This window comes from Pseudonocardia sp. Ae505_Ps2 (assembly GCF_001932425.1).
Classification (GTDB): domain Bacteria; phylum Actinomycetota; class Actinomycetes; order Mycobacteriales; family Pseudonocardiaceae; genus Pseudonocardia.
This window is the reverse complement of sequence record NZ_MCIP01000001.1, coordinates 92,888-94,957: the sequence shown is the minus strand read 5'-3', so window position 1 is coordinate 94,957 and position 2,070 is coordinate 92,888. Positions and strand designations below refer to the sequence as shown.

Sequence of the window (2,070 nt, the reverse complement as noted above, 5' to 3'; positions counted from 1 at the left end):
CGGGCCAGCATCGCCGTCCCCAGCTGCGGTTTCGTGGCGAACTCGACGTCATCGGGGACATCCGCGCGCTCGCAGCGTTCGCGGTCCTCGGTCCACGAGGTCGGCAGGTAGAGCTCCCGGTCGATCAACGCCCGCCCCCGCTTCGAGGCGTAGGCCAGGAACACACCGAGCTGACAGTTGTCGATCTTCCCGCTGGTGCCGGTGTACTGGCGCTGCACCCCGGCCGAACGCAGGCCCTTCTTGATGAACCCGGTCTCGTCCACGATGAACACCCCCGACGCGGTGTCGGTGAGATGTTGCAGGACGTAGCCGCGCAGGTCGTCGCGGACCCCGTCGACGTCCCAGTCCGCGGTGCGCAGCAGCCGCTGCATCCCGTCCGGCGACATCGCCCCGGCGTGTTCGGCGAGGGTCCAGCCGTTCTTCCGCTCGAGCCCCGCGAGCAGGCCTCGCAGGTAGGTTCCGACCCGCCGGCGCGGCTCGACCCTGCGGAAACGGCCAGAGATCAGCTCCACCACCGCGTCCAACGAGGCCACCCACCCGGCAAGATCAACCACGCGGTGATCATCACCGCCGAACGGCCGTCAGCCTCTCACCACACGCCGAACTGCCGTTGCAGTACTAGACGGGACCGAAGGCTATATCCCGTTTGATGAACAAACGAGAGCAGTGAGCTGACCCGTCCGGCTCCGAGATCACCGATCCGGACGCGGCGCTTCGCGGTGCGGCAGCGCTTGCCACGACGGGCCAGCGCCGCGGGCGAGCAGCAAGGGCCTGCGTCGCCCTCACGGCTCCGCTGTCACCGCGCCGGCGCCCATCTGTCCATCTGTTGCCCCTCGCGCCCCGTCTGTCCGTCACGCGCCGTCTCAGCTCCATCCGTAGCCATCTCAGTCCGGCCGCTTGCCGCCGTGCCCACCTGTTCGCATCAGGCCCTTCCCTCTGACTCCTACTCCTTTCAACCGCCATGCACCTATGCATCCACCGATGACTGTCGGGCCGGCCCGCGCGGCCGCCGACGGTGTCCGCGCGGCGAGCCCGCGGACCACTCCGCGGCCGCCGACGGCGGAGCAAGTTATAGACATAGCCCGGCTAAGTGGGTGGCGCAAAAGAAGGGGCGATGTGCTGGCAAGCGGTCACAGGCCACGCCGGTCCCAAGGGCGGGCTGTGGCCCGAGTCGGCTTGCCTGCGACCGAGTCGCATACTCGTTCACGACCTTCTGATCGCTGCACAACCTCCGACCGGACGGTAAATCTTCATCAGCGCTTATCGAATTCGACGATCCGTCGAGCAATCTCGGCCGCGATCACACTATCCTTAATTCCCGCCCCCGTGATACTCCGATACTCTTTTGCTGCTTCACTCCATGCCCCATGTCGAGCCAGCTCAATGACGGGCTTGAATCTCTCCTCTGAGAAGTAGTCGACCGCACCTCGTTCTCGAAGATGTTCGAGAACGAAATCAGCAGCATCTCGAGCGGCGACCGGTGTTCTGAAAATCCGATACAGCTTCATGACGCCCACGGCGTTGCACACCACGCCCCTGCTCCCGCCAGAGCGGCTGCTGTACCGACGACGCCGCCCTTCAATGCATTCACCCCGACCAAGCGAGCCAGAACCCAGGCAACTTCGGTCCACTTCTTAGCGGCCATGAGATAGCCGAGCTGCGATCCACCACCGGCGGCACTCGCAGTAAAGGCGCCTAGTCCTACCGCGTTGAGCACACATTGGCGATACTTAGGAGAATTAAATGCGTGGTAATCAATTGGCTCATTGAGTGCATTCGCCACCCGACCCAGCTCACGGAAGTCCTTATCGTGCACGAAAGCTGGATTGACCCGCCAGAGACCATTTTCGTTCACGAGCACGACGGAGAATAAATACCGGACCTCTTCGGTGACGCGCCGGACTTCATCCGGACTTAGCGATTCACCCTCAACTGCAAACTCCGCACGCTTCAAACCCTCAGCCTCGACCGAAGTGGGAGTGCTTGCCATTACTGCCGGGGATCCAGCCGAAGCAATCCCCGTAGCCGAACCCATCGAAACAGCCACGACCAACACCACGCTGATACCGC

The 2,070-nt window shown here is 63.8% G+C and carries 3 protein-coding genes; all 3 read right to left on the bottom strand.

Going from position 1 to position 2,070, the window contains the following annotated elements:
* On the bottom strand, positions 1 to 554 hold a 554-nt coding region (locus Ae505Ps2_RS00445; protein WP_139320223.1), incomplete at its 3' end, for an IS701 family transposase.
* Positions 555 to 1,253: 699 nt separating this feature from the next.
* The gene (locus Ae505Ps2_RS00440) at positions 1,254 to 1,508 is read right to left on the bottom strand and encodes a hypothetical protein (RefSeq protein ID WP_075313262.1); all 255 of its coding nucleotides are present in this window, start codon (positions 1,506 to 1,508) and stop codon (positions 1,254 to 1,256) included.
* A partial coding sequence (locus Ae505Ps2_RS32370; RefSeq protein ID WP_249265196.1) for a hypothetical protein occupies positions 1,505 to 2,070 on the bottom strand: 566 nt, incomplete at its 5' end. The genes Ae505Ps2_RS00440 and Ae505Ps2_RS32370, both read right to left, overlap by 4 nt.

What these genes read in the sequence shown, in the direction of transcription:
- Ae505Ps2_RS00440 (WP_075313262.1), bottom strand. Translation starts at nt 1,508, where the DNA reads ATGAAGCTGTATCGGATTTTCAGAACACCGGTCGCCGCTCGAGATGCT.